This window comes from Xenorhabdus innexi, assembly GCF_002632485.1.
GTDB classification, from domain to species: domain Bacteria; phylum Pseudomonadota; class Gammaproteobacteria; order Enterobacterales; family Enterobacteriaceae; genus Xenorhabdus; species Xenorhabdus innexi.
Window position 1 is genome coordinate 1 of sequence record NZ_NIBU01000214.1, and the last position, 772, is coordinate 772.

The following is a 772-nucleotide window of genomic DNA, read 5'->3' on the forward strand; positions in this document are numbered from 1 at the left end:
TATACCCATCGTAATTGAAGCTGCTTGATTTTTCCTTCCTATCAGATCAAGATTGTGTCCATGAAAATTACCCTGACAAATGCCCAAAAAGAAGCCCTCGAATTGATGCACGATACCACGCGTGATGGACGCGTGCGTGACCGCATCAAGGCCGTACTTTTGGCATCGGAAGGTTGGACTGCCCAGATGATCGCCCAGGCTTTGCGTATTCATGAAAGTACGGTGAGTCGCCATCTGAAAGATTACTTCTCTGAAGAAAAACTTGCCCCTGAGAATGGCGGTTCTGAAAGCCGTTTATCTGCCGAACAAACGGCAAACCTCGTTGAATATCTGGCGGCCAATTTGATGCACACCACCGCGCAAATTGTTGACTATGTCTGGACTCGCTGGCAGGTGACTTTCACGGTAGCCGGGATGACAAAATGGCTCCATCGTCAGGGATTCAGTTATAAAAAGCCGATGGGAACACCGCATAAATTCGACGCGGATAAACAGCACCAGTTTATTGAGCGCTACAACGCGCTGAAAGCGAAATGTGGTCAGCATGAGCCGATTCTGTTTATTGATGCCACGCATCCGACCCAATCCACAAAATTAAGTTACGGTTGGATGAAACGTGGAAGAGAGCACGTCAAAGTGGTTGAAACCACCGGCAGCCGTACCCGCCTTAATCTCATGGGGGCACTCAATTTACACCGGATTGAAGAGACGGTTATTCGTGAATATCCGACGATTAACGCGGAAAATGTCGTCCTTTTTTTCCATGCCATTA

At 47.9% G+C, this 772-nt stretch carries 1 protein-coding gene; it reads left to right on the forward strand.

Going from position 1 to position 772, the window contains the following annotated elements; all coding sequences use genetic code 11:
- Window positions 1–60: 60 nt before the first annotated feature.
- On the forward strand, window positions 61–772 hold a 712-nt coding region (locus tag Xinn_RS21165), incomplete at its 3' end, for an IS630 family transposase (RefSeq protein ID WP_099137833.1).